General features: G+C 68.9%; 11 protein-coding genes. 7 read left to right on the top strand and 4 right to left on the bottom strand.

All coding sequences use genetic code 11. From position 1 onward, the window contains the following. Nucleotides 1-24 precede the first annotated feature (24 nt). From yidC to rpmH, 4 genes are read right to left on the bottom strand one after another with little or no spacing between them, the layout of a single operon-like run. The gene (gene yidC, locus AC07FN_RS20830; RefSeq protein WP_452616125.1) at nucleotides 25-957 is read right to left on the bottom strand and encodes a membrane protein insertase YidC; all 933 of its coding nucleotides are present in this window, start codon (nucleotides 955-957) and stop codon (nucleotides 25-27) included. Between the two features lie 5 nt (nucleotides 958-962). Further along, a complete protein-coding gene (gene yidD / locus AC07FN_RS20825; protein WP_093260838.1) occupies nucleotides 963-1,289 on the bottom strand; it encodes a membrane protein insertion efficiency factor YidD in 327 nt (108 codons plus the stop codon). Next, nucleotides 1,289-1,735 carry a ribonuclease P protein component gene (rnpA, locus tag AC07FN_RS20820; RefSeq protein ID WP_478397086.1) on the bottom strand — a complete coding sequence of 149 codons (447 nt, stop codon included), beginning with the start codon at nucleotides 1,733-1,735 and terminating at the stop codon, nucleotides 1,289-1,291. Before rnpA ends, yidD begins: the two co-directional genes overlap by 1 nt. Nucleotides 1,736-1,747: 12 nt before the next feature. Next, entirely contained in the window at nucleotides 1,748-1,891 is a 144-nt protein-coding gene (rpmH, locus tag AC07FN_RS20815; RefSeq protein ID WP_083822226.1) for a 50S ribosomal protein L34, read from the bottom strand. Nucleotides 1,892-2,498: 607 nt separating this feature from the next. On the opposite strand from rpmH, the gene dnaA reads away from it, so the two are divergent. The 7 genes from dnaA (at nucleotide 2,499) to gyrA (ending at nucleotide 14,910) form a co-directional block, all read left to right on the top strand. Next, entirely contained in the window at nucleotides 2,499-4,208 is a 1,710-nt protein-coding gene (gene dnaA, locus AC07FN_RS20810) for a chromosomal replication initiator protein DnaA (protein ID WP_478390566.1), read from the top strand. Between the two features lie 1,549 nt (nucleotides 4,209-5,757). After that, complete coding sequence (gene dnaN, locus AC07FN_RS20805; RefSeq protein ID WP_358568219.1) at nucleotides 5,758-6,882, top strand: DNA polymerase III subunit beta; 1,125 nt, start codon at nucleotides 5,758-5,760, stop codon at nucleotides 6,880-6,882. 153 nt (nucleotides 6,883-7,035) lie between these two features. Continuing rightward, the gene (gene gnd, locus AC07FN_RS20800) at nucleotides 7,036-7,923 is read left to right on the top strand and encodes a phosphogluconate dehydrogenase (NAD(+)-dependent, decarboxylating) (protein ID WP_452616128.1); all 888 of its coding nucleotides are present in this window, start codon (nucleotides 7,036-7,038) and stop codon (nucleotides 7,921-7,923) included. A 290-nt stretch (nucleotides 7,924-8,213) separates the two neighbouring features. Beyond that, the gene (gene recF, locus AC07FN_RS20795) at nucleotides 8,214-9,389 is read left to right on the top strand and encodes a DNA replication/repair protein RecF (protein WP_478397085.1); all 1,176 of its coding nucleotides are present in this window, start codon (nucleotides 8,214-8,216) and stop codon (nucleotides 9,387-9,389) included. Between the two features lie 91 nt (nucleotides 9,390-9,480). Beyond that, entirely contained in the window at nucleotides 9,481-10,029 is a 549-nt protein-coding gene (locus tag AC07FN_RS20790) for a DciA family protein (RefSeq protein ID WP_478397122.1), read from the top strand. Between the two features lie 362 nt (nucleotides 10,030-10,391). Further along, nucleotides 10,392-12,365 (top strand): DNA topoisomerase (ATP-hydrolyzing) subunit B, encoded by a 1,974-nt coding sequence (gyrB, locus tag AC07FN_RS20785; RefSeq protein WP_132479423.1) that lies wholly within the window; start codon nucleotides 10,392-10,394, stop codon nucleotides 12,363-12,365. Between the two features lie 49 nt (nucleotides 12,366-12,414). Continuing rightward, on the top strand, nucleotides 12,415-14,910 hold the full coding sequence (gene gyrA, locus AC07FN_RS20780; protein ID WP_478397084.1) for a DNA gyrase subunit A: 2,496 nt from the start codon (nucleotides 12,415-12,417) through the stop codon (nucleotides 14,908-14,910). Nucleotides 14,911-14,955: the final 45 nt, after the last annotated feature.

The raw sequence follows: 14,955 nt of genomic DNA, 5'->3' as shown, positions 1-14,955 counted from the left end.
TCCTCTCCAGGGTTCGCGACGAATTCAGCGGGACTCGCCCGGCTTGTCCGCGTCGCGAGAACGGTCTTCGATCACCCCGGGGATCTCACCGGGTTCGTCCTTGGCCACCGGGTCCGCGCTGCGCGTGGTGTCGGTCTCCACCGCGGTGGATTCGACGACCGCGGGCGCGCCGGCCAGCGCAGCCTCCTCGCGGTCGATCCGGCTGTACACCACCCGCTGCTGACCCAGCGTCCAGAAGTTGTTGGCCAGCCAGTAGATCAGAATGGCCAGCGGCAGGAACGGACCACCGATGATCGCGAACATCGGGAAGATCCACAACGTCATCCGGTTCATGATCGCCGTCTGCGGGTTGGCCGCGGCGTCCGCGGTCTGCCGCTGCACGGAGTGGCGCGCGGTGAAGTGCGTGGCGATCGCGGCGGCGATCATCAGCGGCACGCCGACCAGCATCATGTCCCAGCGGTCGGTGCCGAACGTCGCGAGCACCTCGGGGGCCTGGCTGATGGTGTTCGACAGCTTGGCGCCGAACAGGTCGGCCGCCACGAACGAGGCGACGTCGTCGGCGTTGAAGATGAAGTTCGAGGGCGCGCCCGGCTTGAACCCGCTGAGCACGTGGAAGAGCCCGATGAACACCGGGACCTGGACCAGGACCGGCAGGCAACCGCTGATCGGGTTGAAGCCCTGCTCGGCCTGCAGCTTCTGCATCTCGGCGGCCAGCTTCTGCCGGTCGTCGCCGTACTTGGCCTGCAGCTCGCGGATCTGCGGCGCGAACTCCTGCATCTTCTTCATCGACCGCACCTGGTGCACGAACGGCTTGAACAGCAGTGCGCGCAGCGTGAAGACCAGGAAAATGACCGCCAGTGCCCAGGCGTAGCCGCTGGCCGGATCCAGCACGAAGCCGAACACCTTGTGCCAGAACCACAGGATGGCCGACACCGGGTAGTAGATGAAGTCCAGCACGCGGGCTACTCCTCGGCAGGTTTCTCGGGTACGCGGCCACCCGCCGCGGACCGCTCACGGGGCGGTGGGACCGGGTCCAGGCCTCCAGGGTGCCAGGGGCCGCAGCGCAGCAACCTGCGCAACGTCAACCAGCCGCCGCGGAACAGGCCGTGCACGGTGAGCGCCTCGACCGCGTAGGTGCTGCAGCTCGGGTAGAACCGGCACGAAGGCGGCAGCAGTGGCGAGATCACCTTGCGGTAGACGTGCACCGGACCGAGCAGCACCCAGGCGAGCGGGCTCGGGCGCCGAGCGGGGGCGCGGAGCCTGTCGTCCTGCTGCTCGTCCGGAGCCATCACCTGGAACCTGTCGCCGGAACATCGGGGGCGATGACGCGGAGCTTGCGCAGTGCCGCGTCGAGGTCCGCACCGAGTTCACGGCTGGACGCACCTGCAGCCGGTGGCAGGGCGCGGACCACCACCAGTGTGCCAGCGGGAAACGCGGGCAGGAGGTCGCGCATCAGGTGCCGGAGGCGGCGGGTGACCCGATGCCGGATCACCGCGGTGCCCACGGCCTTGCTCACGACAAAACCCACCCGGGTCGTGATATCCGATTTCCGGGTGGGTGCCGTATTCGCCTCGGCTTCCGGTAAGGCCTCGCCGGTGCGATGCGGGCCGAGGTCCCGTGCCTGGTCCGCGCGCAGAACGTGGACCACCAAGCGGGACCGACCGGCCCGACGACCACGACGGACCACCAGGCGGAACTCCTGGTTCTTGGTCAGCCGGGCTGCCGCGGGAAGCACGGCCGGACGCGATCAGGCAGTCAGCTGCGCGCGACCCCGGCGACGGCGCGAGGCCACGATGGCCCGGCCGGCCCGAGTGCGCATGCGCAGCCGGAACCCGTGCTTCCTGGCACGGCGGCGGTTGTTCGGCTGGAAAGTGCGCTTGCCCTTGCTCACGGTCGGATCTCCCGGTTACTACAGGCACCGATGGCCACGGTGAACCACGGTTCGGTCAAGGTGTCCCTGCCTCGCGAGCCGCAGTCGCCGGACGTGCGGCGATCGGCAACACCGAGCGGTGCACGGCGCCGGAATCTCGGCGCAGCGACATGCCCGCTCAGGAAGCGGGGGACTGTACGAGGGTACGCACTGGCGGCGAGGGGCGCTTAACCGGGGTCGTCATGTGGAAGCGACAGCCCGCGCGCGACGGTCCACAGGCTGCCACATCGCGATCTTCCTGGCGTCTCCGGGACTCGCTTGTAAGCGTGGCGTGACCTTGTTAGCGTGCCCCCCTGCGATTCGCGGACCGGTGGGTGGGAGCACCGGACTCTGTGGGGATGCCCTGACCTGGATCGCAGCGGTACGACGGCCCCAGGGGGGATCACCGGACCGGCCTGCCGTACCTTCATACACAAGTTGTGGACAACTCTGTGGACACCTGCTCGAACAGGTGTCCACAGGAGTCTGGCCCCATCGTCCCGTGACACCGAACGCGCCCGAGCATCGTGGGGGCCAGGCCCCGGGACCGCACCGGGGGCTGCGCGAGCGAGGGGAGGGGAGCAAGGCGGTGTCCGACCACCAATCCGATCTCGGTCGAGTTTGGGAAGAGGTGGTGCAGGAGCTGTCCTCCGGCACCCTCTCACCACAGCAGCGCGCCTGGATGCGGGTGACCCGGCCAATCGGGCTGCTGGACGGTACGGCACTACTCGCCGCGCCCAGTGATTTCGCCAAGGAAGCCATCGAGCGCGCGCTGCGCGATCCGATCACCGACGCGCTGTCGCGCCGCCTCGGCCGCGCCGTGTCGCTCGCGGTGAAGGTGGACACCGCGGTTCCCGCGCCCACCCGCCCGGTCGCGGCGCCCGCGCCGGCCGACTCCTGGTCCGGCCGCGCCACACCGCCCGGCGCCGATCAGCCCACGCCCGGTTACGTCCCCGCGACGGGCTTCGGCCGGGGCACCGACACGTTCGGCCACACCGCGCACACCGGCTCGATCCCGCCCGTCGTCGAAGGGCGGCACGCCGCGCCGGACCCGAAACCCGAGATCGACTTCCCGACCGCCGAGTTCAAGTGGCCGGGCGGCGACGTCCCGCAGCCGCTGGAGGCCGACGAGGCGGATGCCGAGCCGGAGAGCGCGCCCGAGCCGGAAGCCGAGGAGAACGGCAACGAGATCTGGCCGACCTTCGGCCGGGGCGAGCCGCCGCAGGGCCAGCCGTTCACCGCGCCGAAGCACGCGCCGCCGACCTCGCAGACCAGGCTGAACGCGAAGTACACCTTCGACACGTTCGTCATCGGGTCCTCGAACCGTTTCGCGCACGCTGCCGCCGTCGCCGCGGCGGAAGCGCCGGCCCGCGCATACAACCCGCTGTTCATCTGGGGCGAGTCCGGGCTCGGCAAGACGCACCTGCTGCACGCGGTCGGGCACTACACCCAGCGGTTGTTCCCCGGGATGCGCGTCCGCTACGTGTCCACCGAGGAATTCACCAACGACTTCATCAACTCGCTGCGCGACGACCGGCAGGTGGCGTTCCAGCGCCGGTACCGCGACGTCGACGTGCTGCTGGTGGACGACATCCAGTTCCTGGAGGGCAAGGAAGGCACCCAGGAGGAGTTCTTCCACACCTTCAACACCCTGCACAACTCGAACAAGCAGATCGTGGTGTCCTCGGACCGGCCGCCGAAGGGGCTGCGGACCCTGGAGGACCGCCTGCGCACCCGGTTCGAGTGGGGCCTGATCACCGACATCCAGCCGCCCGAGCTGGAGACGCGGATCGCGATCCTGCGCAAGAAGGCCGCCCAGGACCGGATGAACGCGCCGGCCGACGTGCTGGAGTTCATCGCGTCCCGGATCGAGCGCAACATCCGCGAGCTGGAGGGCGCGCTGATCCGGGTCACGGCGTTCGCGTCGCTGAACCGGCAGCCGGTCGACCTGCAGCTGGCCGAGATCGTGCTGCGCGACCTGATCCCGGACTCGCAGACCCCGGAGATCACGGCGCCGACGATCATGGCCGTGACCGCGGACTACTTCAGCGTGACCATCGACGACCTGTGCGGCCCGGGCAAGACCAAGGCGCTGGCGCAGGCCAGGCAGATCGCGATGTACCTGTGCCGGGAGCTAACCGACTCGTCGCTGCCGAAGATCGGCCAGTACTTCGGCGGCCGCGACCACACCACGGTGATGTACGCGGACAAGAAGATCCGCAAGGAGATGGCGGAGCGGCGCCGCGTGTACGAGCACGTCCAGGAGCTCACCGCCCGCATCAAGCAACAGTCCCGCTGACGAGCCCATTTCCAGGCTCGTCTTGCGTAGCGGTGCGGGTAGCGGCCCCCCTGCGGGATTTACTGCGGCCTTCTCGACTCGGATCCCCGACTTACGCATGACCAATACGCGGCATCGGGACTGTCCTCGCTGGGAGAACCCCGGAGGGGTGGGCACCGTGAACCCGCGGCGGTGCGAGTTGCGTAGGTGGGCTAAGCGGCTTCGCCGCTTGCGGCAGCTCCGCGCGTACGACGTTGAGCGTCGCGGAGGCGGTTGTGCTTGAGGAAAAGAAGTAACGGCGGCGGCTTGGCCTAGCGCCTCGGCTTTTGCCCAGGTCAGAGAGGCTGACCCGCTCAGATGCCCTGTGCCGGGCTATCTCGGGGCTCCCGGTGTGATTCCTTCGGCCCACGCGGCGAATCTTTCTGCCCACCCACCCCGCCGCGAGCCACCCCCGTCAGCAGAAAGCTCTCCGGTCGAGCGCGTAGGGCATCGGTCCGGCGAGTCGTCGCCGAGTCCGCAGCGAGACGCCGTCCGGGCGTGGATGGCAGCCGCGCCCCTCCGATCGCTTCGGGATTCGGGGGGTATCTCCGGGGTCCACCGGGCGCGGCGAGAGGTTTCTGTTGGTCCGCCCGGCCCGGATCAGACCGCTCTGACAGAAAACTTCGGGGCTCGCGTCGGGCTCCGGAGGCCGCTAAACGCGCGATTCGAGCCGTCGCCGGCCGCGCCGGGACAGCAAATCACCACGTTCCGAGGTCGATCAAGCGCGCTCCGCAGTTGTGGAAGGAGTTGGCGCGCCGAACTTTTCTGGGGACCAGGATGGTCTTCGCCTCACCCCTCCGGCAAAAAAGTCCACCGGAGCGCTGGCTGTCCACAGATTTTCCATCCCCAGGCCTGACCTGGAGTTTTCCCCAATCCATCCACAAGCTGTGCACAAGTTGAAGCGGTCTGCCCACAGAGCGGAGCCGGGTTGACCACAACGCTCTCACAGCTTTGCCCACAGCCCGATCGGTGGAGGGGCCCAAAACCGGCAGGGGATGGGTACAACTGGGTCGACAGCTGTGGATGGAACTGTGGACAACTGGGGATGGTTGTGGACTGATTGAGATGGGGCAGAAGTTGTCCACCACCCGGTTGCCGTAGTCCCCGGTTACATCCCGTGCTCATCCACACCCGACCACGCCACCCGACCAGCCCAAACGCCACTTGTCCCCACAACTCACAGCCCTTACTACTACTGCTCTCATTTCTTCTCTTTGAAGAAAAAAGAAAAAGAGAAGAAGGCTCGGTGGATAAGTGGACAACTCGGCCCGGACCGCCAGGACGGCCTGACGAACTGCTCGGACCCGGATGCGGAGATCGCGTCGCACGCTCTACGGTGGAACTCCCGCGGAGACCGCCGGCGTGAACTCCGGATCGAGCTCGGGCCGAACTTCGCGTGCACGGCGCTCGTGGGGGATCGCTTCGCCCTCATTGCGGGGACACGAGGCACAACGACCCGATGAGCTGCTTCGCTCCAGCTCGACACACAGTTCTCGGCAGCCGAGCCACGGCTGGAACCGAAAGGACACCCATGAAGATCCGCGTGGAACGTGACGGTCTCGCCGACGCCGTCGCCTGGGTCGCGCGCAGCCTGCCGTCGCGGCCACCGGTTCCGGTGCTGGGCGGAGTGCTGCTCGACGCGAGTTCCGGAGAGGCGCTGACCATCTCCGGGTTCGACTACGAGGTCTCGGCCCAGGTCACCATCGACGCCGCGATCGACAACAGCGGGCGGACCCTCGTTTCCGGGCGGCTGCTGGCGGACATCACCAAGGCGCTCCCGGCCCGCCCGGTGGAGCTCACCGTCGACGGCTCCCGCGTCACCATCACCTGCGGCAGCTCCCGGTTCAGCCTGCCGACCATGCCGGTCGAGGACTACCCGGAACTGCCCGCGATGCCCGAGCACGCCGGTTCCGTCCCGGGCGATCTGTTCAGCGAGGCCGTCGGCCAGGTCGCGGTGGCGGCCGGCAAGGACGACACGCTGCCGATGCTCACCGGCATCCGGATGGAGATCAACAACGACAAGCTGACCATGGTCGCCACCGACCGGTTCCGCTTGGCGATGCGCGAGATCACCTGGGAGCCGGGCACCTCGATGGACGACACCGCGGTGCTCGTCCCGGCCAAGACGCTCGCCGACTCCGCGAAGACGCTGGGCGCCGGCGGCAGCAAGGTGGAGATCTCGCTGGCTTCCGGCGACGGCCTGCTCGGGCTGTCCGGGACCGCGCGCCGCAACACCACCCGGTTGCTCGACGCCGAGTTCCCGAAGTACCGCCAGCTGCTGCCCGCCGAGAGCGCGGTGACCGCCAACGTCGACGTCGCCCCGCTGGTCGAGGCGATCAAGCGCGTGTCGCTGGTCGCCGAGCGCGGCACCCAGGTGCGCCTGGAGTTCTCCGACCGGGTGCTGCGGCTGACCGCCGGCGGCGACGACGAGGGCAGCGCCGAGGAAGAGCTCGCGATCGAGCTCTCCGGTGAGCCGCTGACCATCGCGTTCAACCCGGCCTACCTGCTCGACGGCCTGGGCGCGATGAAGACCGAACGCGCCCAGCTGCAGTTCACCACCGCCAACCGCCCCGCGCTGGTCAAGCCGGTCGGCGAGGATGGCGAAGTGGCGGAGGGCTACCTCTACCTCCTGATGCCGGTCCGCCTCCCGGGCTGATCTGGGTCACATCCGGCGCACTGCCCGGCCGGAGCCGCGGCTGTCGATGGCTAGGCTCCGGTCGGATCGATTCAGCTGGTGAAGGTCCTCACCCCGCGGCCGGCCATCCGCGCCGACCAACCAGTCGATACACAGCTCGCAGAGGGAGATCCGGTGCAACTCGGACTTGTCGGTCTCGGCCGAATGGGTTTCAACATGCGTGAGCGGCTGCGCGCCGCCGGTCACGACGTCGTCGGTTACGACCGCAACCCGGACGTCAGCGATGTCGCGTCGATCGCGGAGCTGGTGCAGAAGCTGGCCGGCCCGCGGATCGTCTGGATCATGGTGCCGCACGGCGACCCGACCCGTCAGACGGTCGAGGAGCTGGCCGGGTTGCTGTCCGCCGGTGACCTGGTGATCGAGGGCGGCAACTCGAAGTTCACCGACGACCAGGCCAACGCGGCGCTGCTCGCCGAGCACGGCATCAAGTACCTCGACGTCGGGGTTTCCGGTGGGGTGTGGGGCGCCAAGAACGGCTACGGCCTGATGGCCGGTGGCGACGCCGAGGACGTCGAGCGCGCCATGCCGATCTTCGACGCGCTGCGCCCGGAAGGGCCGCGCGAGGAGGGCTTCGCGCACGCCGGCCCGGTGGGTGCCGGGCACTACGCGAAGATGGTGCACAACGGCATCGAGTACGGCCTGATGCAGGCCTACGCCGAGGGCTTCGAGCTGCTGTCCGCGTCGGGTGTGGTCACCAACGTGCCGGAGACGATCAAGGCGTGGAGCCGCGGCACCGTGGTCCGCTCCTGGCTGCTGGACCTGCTGGTCCGGGCGCTGGAGGAGGACCCGGAGCTGGCCGAGCTGCGCGGCTACGTCAGCGACTCCGGCGAGGGCCGGTGGACGGTCGAGGAGTCGATCAACAACGCCGTGCCCACCCCGGTGATCACCGCCTCGCTGTTCGCGCGGTTCGCCTCGCGGCAGGAGGACTCGCCGGCGATGAAGGCGGTCGCGGCGCTGCGCAACCAGTTCGGCGGCCACGCCGTGCAGAAGACCGAGGACTGATCGCGGCCTTCGCGGACCGGGTCGATTTGTCGACAAATCACCCCACCCGCGAAGGGGTGCACGTCGTCAGATCGCCTTGTCGACAAATCGCCAGATGCAGGTCGACGGCCGCTCGGCGCCGTTATTCCGGTGCGAACGTCCCGTTCGCCCGCGCCGGACCACCTGCCGGCTCGGTGTGAACGGACCGTTGACCTCGTAGAACGTGGCGAACAGGCCGTTCGCTCCACCTCACCGACCGACCGGGCAGCAGGGCTCCGGCCGGCGCGGGCCGACCTCTAAGTTGGATCGTCGTGTACGTCCGTCATCTGCAAGTGACCGACTTCCGGTCCTGGCCGCACGCCGACCTGGCCCTGGAGCCGGGCGTCACCGTGCTGGTCGGGTCCAACGGACAGGGCAAGACGAACCTGGTCGAGGCGATCGGGTACGTCGCGACCCTCGGCTCGCACCGCGTCGCCACCGATGCGCCGCTGGTCCGCGACGGCGCGGCCCGCGCGGTGGTGCGGGCCGCCGTGGTCAACAGCGGGCGTGAGCTGCTGGTCGAGATGGAGATCACGCCGGGCAAGGCCAACCGCGCGCGGATCAACCGCGGCGCCGTCGCGAAGCCGCGCGACGTGCTCGGCATCCTGCGCACCGTGCTGTTCGCGCCGGAGGACCTCTCGATCGTCCGCGGCGACCCGGGCGAGCGCCGCCGGTTCATGGACGACCTGCTGGTCTCGCGGTCGCCCCGGTACGCGGGCGTTCGCGCCGACTACGACCGGGTGCTCAAGCAGCGCAGCGCCCTGCTGAAGTCCGCGGGAGCGACGCGGCGGGGCGGCGGTTCGGCGGACGTGCGGACGCTGGAGGTCTGGGACGGTCACCTGGCCCGCTGCGGCGCCGAGCTGCTGGCCGGCCGGCTCGACCTGGTCGCCGCCATCGCACCGCACGTGACCAGCGCATATGCCAACGTCGCCGCCACCGACGAGGCCACCTTGCCGTCCGGTCGGGTGGCCGACGTCCGCTACCGCAGCAGCCTCGGCGAGTCGCTTCCCGCCGGTTACGGCGTGCCGCTGGGCAAGGCCGCCGACCCGGCCGAACTGGAATCGGCCCTGCTCGCCGAACTGGAGCGGGTCCGGCCGCAGGAGATCGAGCGCGGCGTGTCGTTGGTCGGGCCGCATCGCGACGACCTGGAACTGCTGCTCGCCGACCTGCCCGCGAAGGGATACGCCAGCCATGGAGAATCTTGGTCCTTCGTACTGGCGTTGCGGCTGGCTTCCTACCACCTGCTCACCGAAGATGGCGCGGAGCCGGTGTTGATCCTGGACGACGTCTTCGCCGAGCTCGACCGCCGCCGCCGGGCCCGGCTGGCCGACCTGGTCGCCGGCGCCGAGCAGGTGCTGGTGACCGCGGCGGTGGCGGAGGACGTGCCGCCGGAGCTCATCGGCGCCCGATTCGACGTCCGCGAAGGCGAGGTGCGACGTGTCGAGTAAACGTTCGCGGTCGTCAAGTACACGCAGAGTGACCGCAGAGGCGGGAAAAGTCGTCGATCTGCCCACATCTGGGGATAACTCTGTGGATGGTGTGGATAACCCGGCGGCGTCAACACAGGTCCCGGTCGGGTCCGATGGCGCCGCGCTGTCCGGGCCGGACCTCGCCCGGGCCGCCCTGCAGGCCGCCCGCGAGCAGTCCGCCGCCCGCCGCCGCGACGCCAAGAAGAAGGGTGGTGGCGTCCGGACGCGTCGCCGTCGTGGCTGGTCGGGGCCTCGCCCGGACGACCGCGACCCGCAGCCGCTGGGGCGGCTGGCCGCGCGGATCGCCAGCGAGCGCGGCTGGACCGAGCACCTCTCCGGCGGCCAGGTCTTCGCCCAGTGGGCCACCCTGGTCGGCGGCGACGTCGCCGAGCACACCAAGCCGGTGGCGCTGAAGGACGGCGAGCTCACCGTCCAGGCCCAGTCCACCGCGTGGGCCACCCAGCTGCGACTGCTCCAGCGCCAGATCCTGAAGCGGATCAGCGACGGCGTCGGCCGCGACGTGGTGCGCCGGATCAAGGTGCAGGGCCCGGCCGCCCCCAGCTGGCGACACGGCCCCCGGCACGTTCCCGGACGGGGCCCGCGGGACACCTACGGCTAGTAGCCTCGCGGTGCGCGCCGTCCTCCGGACGCGCGGGCGACCGGCCGATCGCGGCAGAGATCCCCCGGCGGTCGCTCGCGGCTCTCGGATGGTGGATTGATTCGAGTTCTCCGCTCTGTGAGGAAGTCAGGGGTGTCCTTGCCCTACTTCTGTCACGGGGGGCCAGTAGAATCGGAAAAGGGTGTGGCCGATGCCTTCGATCGCCGTGGTCGTCGAGGCGCGCAGGCGCCGGCACGCATCAGGGTGCGGCCCCGACGGACGAGTCGCCCCGAAGTGGTCCGCGGTGCGGTGCGGGGCGTGAACGAACCGGCACCGACCGATCACCCTGCCAGCACAGTCGGCTCAAGGAGAAATCGAGGCCCGTGGCACCGAAGAAGAGCGATTACAACGCTTCATCCATCACCGTTCTTGAGGGCCTTGAGGCCGTCCGCAAGCGTCCCGGCATGTACATCGGTTCCACCGGGGAACGCGGTCTGCACCACCTGATCCAGGAGGTCGTGGACAACTCGGTCGACGAGGCGATGGCCGGGTACGCCACCAGGGTCGAGGTCACCCTCCTCGCCGACGGCGGTGTGCGCGTCGTCGACGACGGCCGTGGCATCCCCGTCGGCATCCACCCGGTGGAGAAGAAGCCGACCCTCGAGGTCGTGCTCACCGTGCTGCACGCGGGCGGCAAGTTCGGCGGCGACTCCTACGCGGTCTCCGGTGGTCTGCACGGCGTCGGCGTGTCGGTCGTCAACGCGCTGTCCACCGGCCTGGAGGCGGAGATCCACCTCGACGGCCACGTGTGGCGCCAGCGCTACAAGGACTCCAAGCCGGTCTCCGACGTCGAGCGCGGTGAGGCCACCGACCGGACCGGCACCACCATCACCTTCTGGGCCGACCCGACGATCTTCGAGACCACCAGGTACAACGCCGAGACGGTGGCCCGCCGCCTGCAGGAGATGGCCTTCCTGAACAAGGGCCTGACCATCGTCCTCCGCGACGAGCGCGCCGCCGAGGAAGACGAGTCCGGTGAGGACGCGACCGGCACCGCCGCGCGCGCCACCGAGCGCACCTTCCACTACCCGGGCGGCCTGGAGGACTTCGTCCGGCACATCAACGCCACCAAGGAGCCGATCCACAAGAAGGTGGTGTCCTTCAACGCGTCCGGCAGCGGCTCCGAGCTGGAGATCGCGATGCAGTGGAACTCCGGCTACAACCAGTCGGTCTACACCTTCGCGAACACCATCAACACCCACGAGGGCGGCACCCACGAGGAGGGCTTCCGGTCGGCGCTGACCCGCGTGGTCAACAGCTACGCCAAGGAGAAGAAGCTCCTCAAGGAGAAGGACGGCAGCCTCACCGGCGACGACGTCCGCGAGGGTCTCGCCGCGATCGTCTCGGTGAAGGTCCGCGAGCCGCAGTTCGAGGGCCAGACCAAGACCAAGCTGGGCAACACCGAGGTCAAGTCGTTCGTGCAGACCACCGCCTTCGAGTGGCTCACGGACTGGTTCGAGCGCAACCCCGCCGAGGCCAAGGTGATCGTCAACAAGGCGGTGTCCTCGGCGCAGGCGCGGATGGCCGCGCGCAAGGCCAAGGAGCTGGTGCGGCGCAAGAGCGCGATGGACATCGGCGGCCTGCCGGGCAAGCTGAAGGACTGCCAGTCCAACAACCCGGAGGAGTGCGAGCTCTACATCGTGGAGGGCGACTCCGCGGGCGGCTCCGCGAAGGAGGGCCGCGAGTCGCGCTTCCAGGCGATCCTGCCGCTGCGCGGCAAGATCATCAACGTGGAGAAGTCGCGGATCGACAAGGTCCTCAAGAACAACGAGGTCCAGGCGATCATCACCGCGCTGGGCACCGGCATCCACGACGAGTTCGACCTGTCCAAGCTGCGGTACCACAAGATCGTGCTGATGGCCGACGCCGACGTCGACGGCCAGCACATCCGCACCCTGCTGCTGACGCTGCTGTTCCGCTTCATGCGCCCGCTGATCGAGAACGGCCACGTGTTCCTCGCGCAGCCGCCGCTGTACAAGATCAAGTGGCCGCGCTCGGAGCCGGAGTACGCCTACAGCGACAAGGAGCGCAACGCGTTGCTGGAGCAGGGCGCCGCCGCGGGCCGCAAGCTGCCCAAGGACGACGGCATCCAGCGTTACAAGGGTCTCGGCGAGATGAACGCCGACGAGCTGTGGGAAACCACCATGAACCCGGAGACCCGGCTGCTGCTGCAGGTCTCGCTGGACGACGCGGCGACCGCGGACGAGCTGTTCAGCGTGCTGATGGGTGAGGACGTCGAGGCCCGGCGCTCGTTCATCACCCGCAACGCCAAGGACGTCCGCTTCCTCGACGTGTGACGCCACGCGCCGCTAAGCCCCCGAACTTCCCGGAAAGCGAAGGACGAGCATGACGGAAATCCTGCCGCCGGAACACGGCCGGATCGAGCCGGTCGACATCCAGCAGGAGATGCAGCGCTCCTACATCGACTACGCGATGAGCGTGATCGTGGCCCGCGCGCTGCCAGACGTGCGCGACGGCCTCAAGCCGGTGCACCGGCGCGTGCTGTACGCGATGTACGACTCGGGCTTCCGCCCGGACCGCGGTTACGTGAAGTGCTCCCGCGTCGTCGGCGACGTGATGGGCAACTACCACCCGCACGGCGACTCGGCGATCTACGACACCCTGGTCCGCCTGGCCCAGCCGTGGTCGATGCGCCACCCCCTGATCGACGGCCAGGGCAACTTCGGTTCGCCCGGCAACGACCCGGCCGCGGCGATGCGGTACACCGAGTCGCGGCTGGCCCCGTTGGCGATGCACATGCTCGCCGACATCGAAGAGGACACCGTCGACTTCGCCGACAACTACGACGGCCGCACCCAAGAGCCCACCGTGCTGCCGTCGCGATTCCCGAACCTCCTGGTCAACGGCGGTGGCGGGATCGCGGTCGGCATGGCCACCAACATCCCGCCGCACAACCTGCGCGAGGTCGCCGCCGGCGTCGTCTGGGCGCTGGAGAACCCGGAAGCCGATGACGAGCAGCTGCTCGAAGCGCTGATCGAGCGGATCAAGGGCCCGGACTTCCCGACCCGCGCGCTCATCCTCGGCACCACCGCGATCGCCGACGCGTACCGCACCGGTCGCGGCTCCATCAAGATGCGGGCCGTCGTCGACGTCGAAGAGGACAACAAGGGGCGCACCACGCTGGTCGTCACCGAGCTGCCCTACCAGGTCAACCCGGACAACCTCATCGAGAACATCGCCTCGATGCACCGGGAGGGCAAGCTCACCGGCATCTCCGACATCGCCGACGAGTCCAACAGCCGGCGCGGTATGCGGATCGTGGTCACGCTCAAGCGCGACGCGATCCCGAAGGTCGTGCTGAACAACCTCTACAAGCACACCCAGCTGCAGACCACCTTCGGCGCCAACATGCTGTCCCTGGTCGACGGCGTGCCGCGCACCCTGCGGCTGGACCAGATCATCCGGTACTACGTCAAGCACCAGGTCGAGGTCATCGTCCGGCGCACCAAGTTCCGGCTGAAGAAGGCCGAGGAACGCGCCCACATCCTGCGCGGTCTGGTCAAGGCGCTGGACATGCTGGACGAGGTCATCGCCCTGATCCGCCGGTCGCCCACGGTGGACGACGCGCGCACCGGGCTGATCGAGCTGCTCGACGTCGACGAGATCCAGGCCAACGCGATCCTGGAGATGCAGCTGCGCCGCCTGGCCGCCCTGGAGCGGCAGAAGATCGTCGACCAGTTGGCCGAGATCGAGCGGGAGATCGAGGACCTCAAGGACATCCTCGCCAAGCCGGAGCGGCAGCGGCAGATCATCCGCGACGAGCTCATGGAGATCGTCGACAAGTACGGCGAGGACCGCCGCACGAAGATCATCCCGTTCGAGGGCGAGGTCTCCATGGAGGACCTCATCGCCGACGAGGACGTGGTCGTCACGATCACCCGCACCGGCTACGCCAAGCGGACCCGCACCGACCTGTACCGGGCGCAGAAGCGCGGCGGCAAGGGCGTGCAGGGCGCGCAGCTGAAGCAGGACGACATCGTGTCGCACTTCTTCGTGTGCTCCACGCACGACTGGATCCTGTTCTTCACCAACAAGGGCCGGGTCTACCGGGCGAAGGCCTACGAGCTGCCGGAGGCCAACCGCACCGCGCGCGGCCAGCACGTGGCGAACCTGCTGGCGTTCCAGCCGGACGAGCAGATCGCCCAGGTCATGCAGATCAAGGACTACACCGCGGCGCCGTACCTGGTGCTGGCCACCCGGAACGGGCTGGTGAAGAAGTCCCGCCTGACCGACTTCGACTCCAACCGATCGGGTGGTCTGATCGGCGTCAACCTCAAGGACGACGACGAGCTGGTCGGCGCGGTGCTGTGCTCCGCCGATGACGACCTGCTGCTGGTGTCCGCCGAGGGCCAGTCGATCCGGTTCCACGCCACCGACGAGGCGCTGCGGCCGATGGGCCGGGCCACCTCGGGCGTGCTGGGCATGCGGTTCAACGACGGCGACGAGCTGCTGGCGATGGGCGTGGTCCGGGAGGACCGGTACGTGCTGGTGGCGACCGACGGCGGCTACGCGAAGCGCACCCCGATCGATGACTACCCCGTGCAGGGCCGCGGCGGAAAGGGAGTGCTGACTCTCCAGTACGACAACAAGCGTGGCAGGCTGGTGGGGGCTCTCATCGTCGAGATCGACGACGAGCTCTATGCGATCACCTCGACCGGTGGGGTCATCCGGACCACCGCCAAGGAGGTGCGCAAGGCCGGCAGGCAGACGAAGGGGGTTCGTCTGATGAACCTGGACGAGGGGTCCGCGCTGGTGGCGATCGCGCGCAACGCCGACGAGGCCGCCGACCCGGACGCTGCGGGGCCGGAGCAGCAGCAGTAAAACCGTGGGAGACCACGTCGCACACCGCCGCCGACGATCATCGAA

Source organism: Saccharopolyspora sp. NPDC045941 (assembly GCF_056431445.1).
Note: the sequence above shows the minus strand (reverse complement) of the source record. Positions and strands in the feature narration are given on the sequence as shown.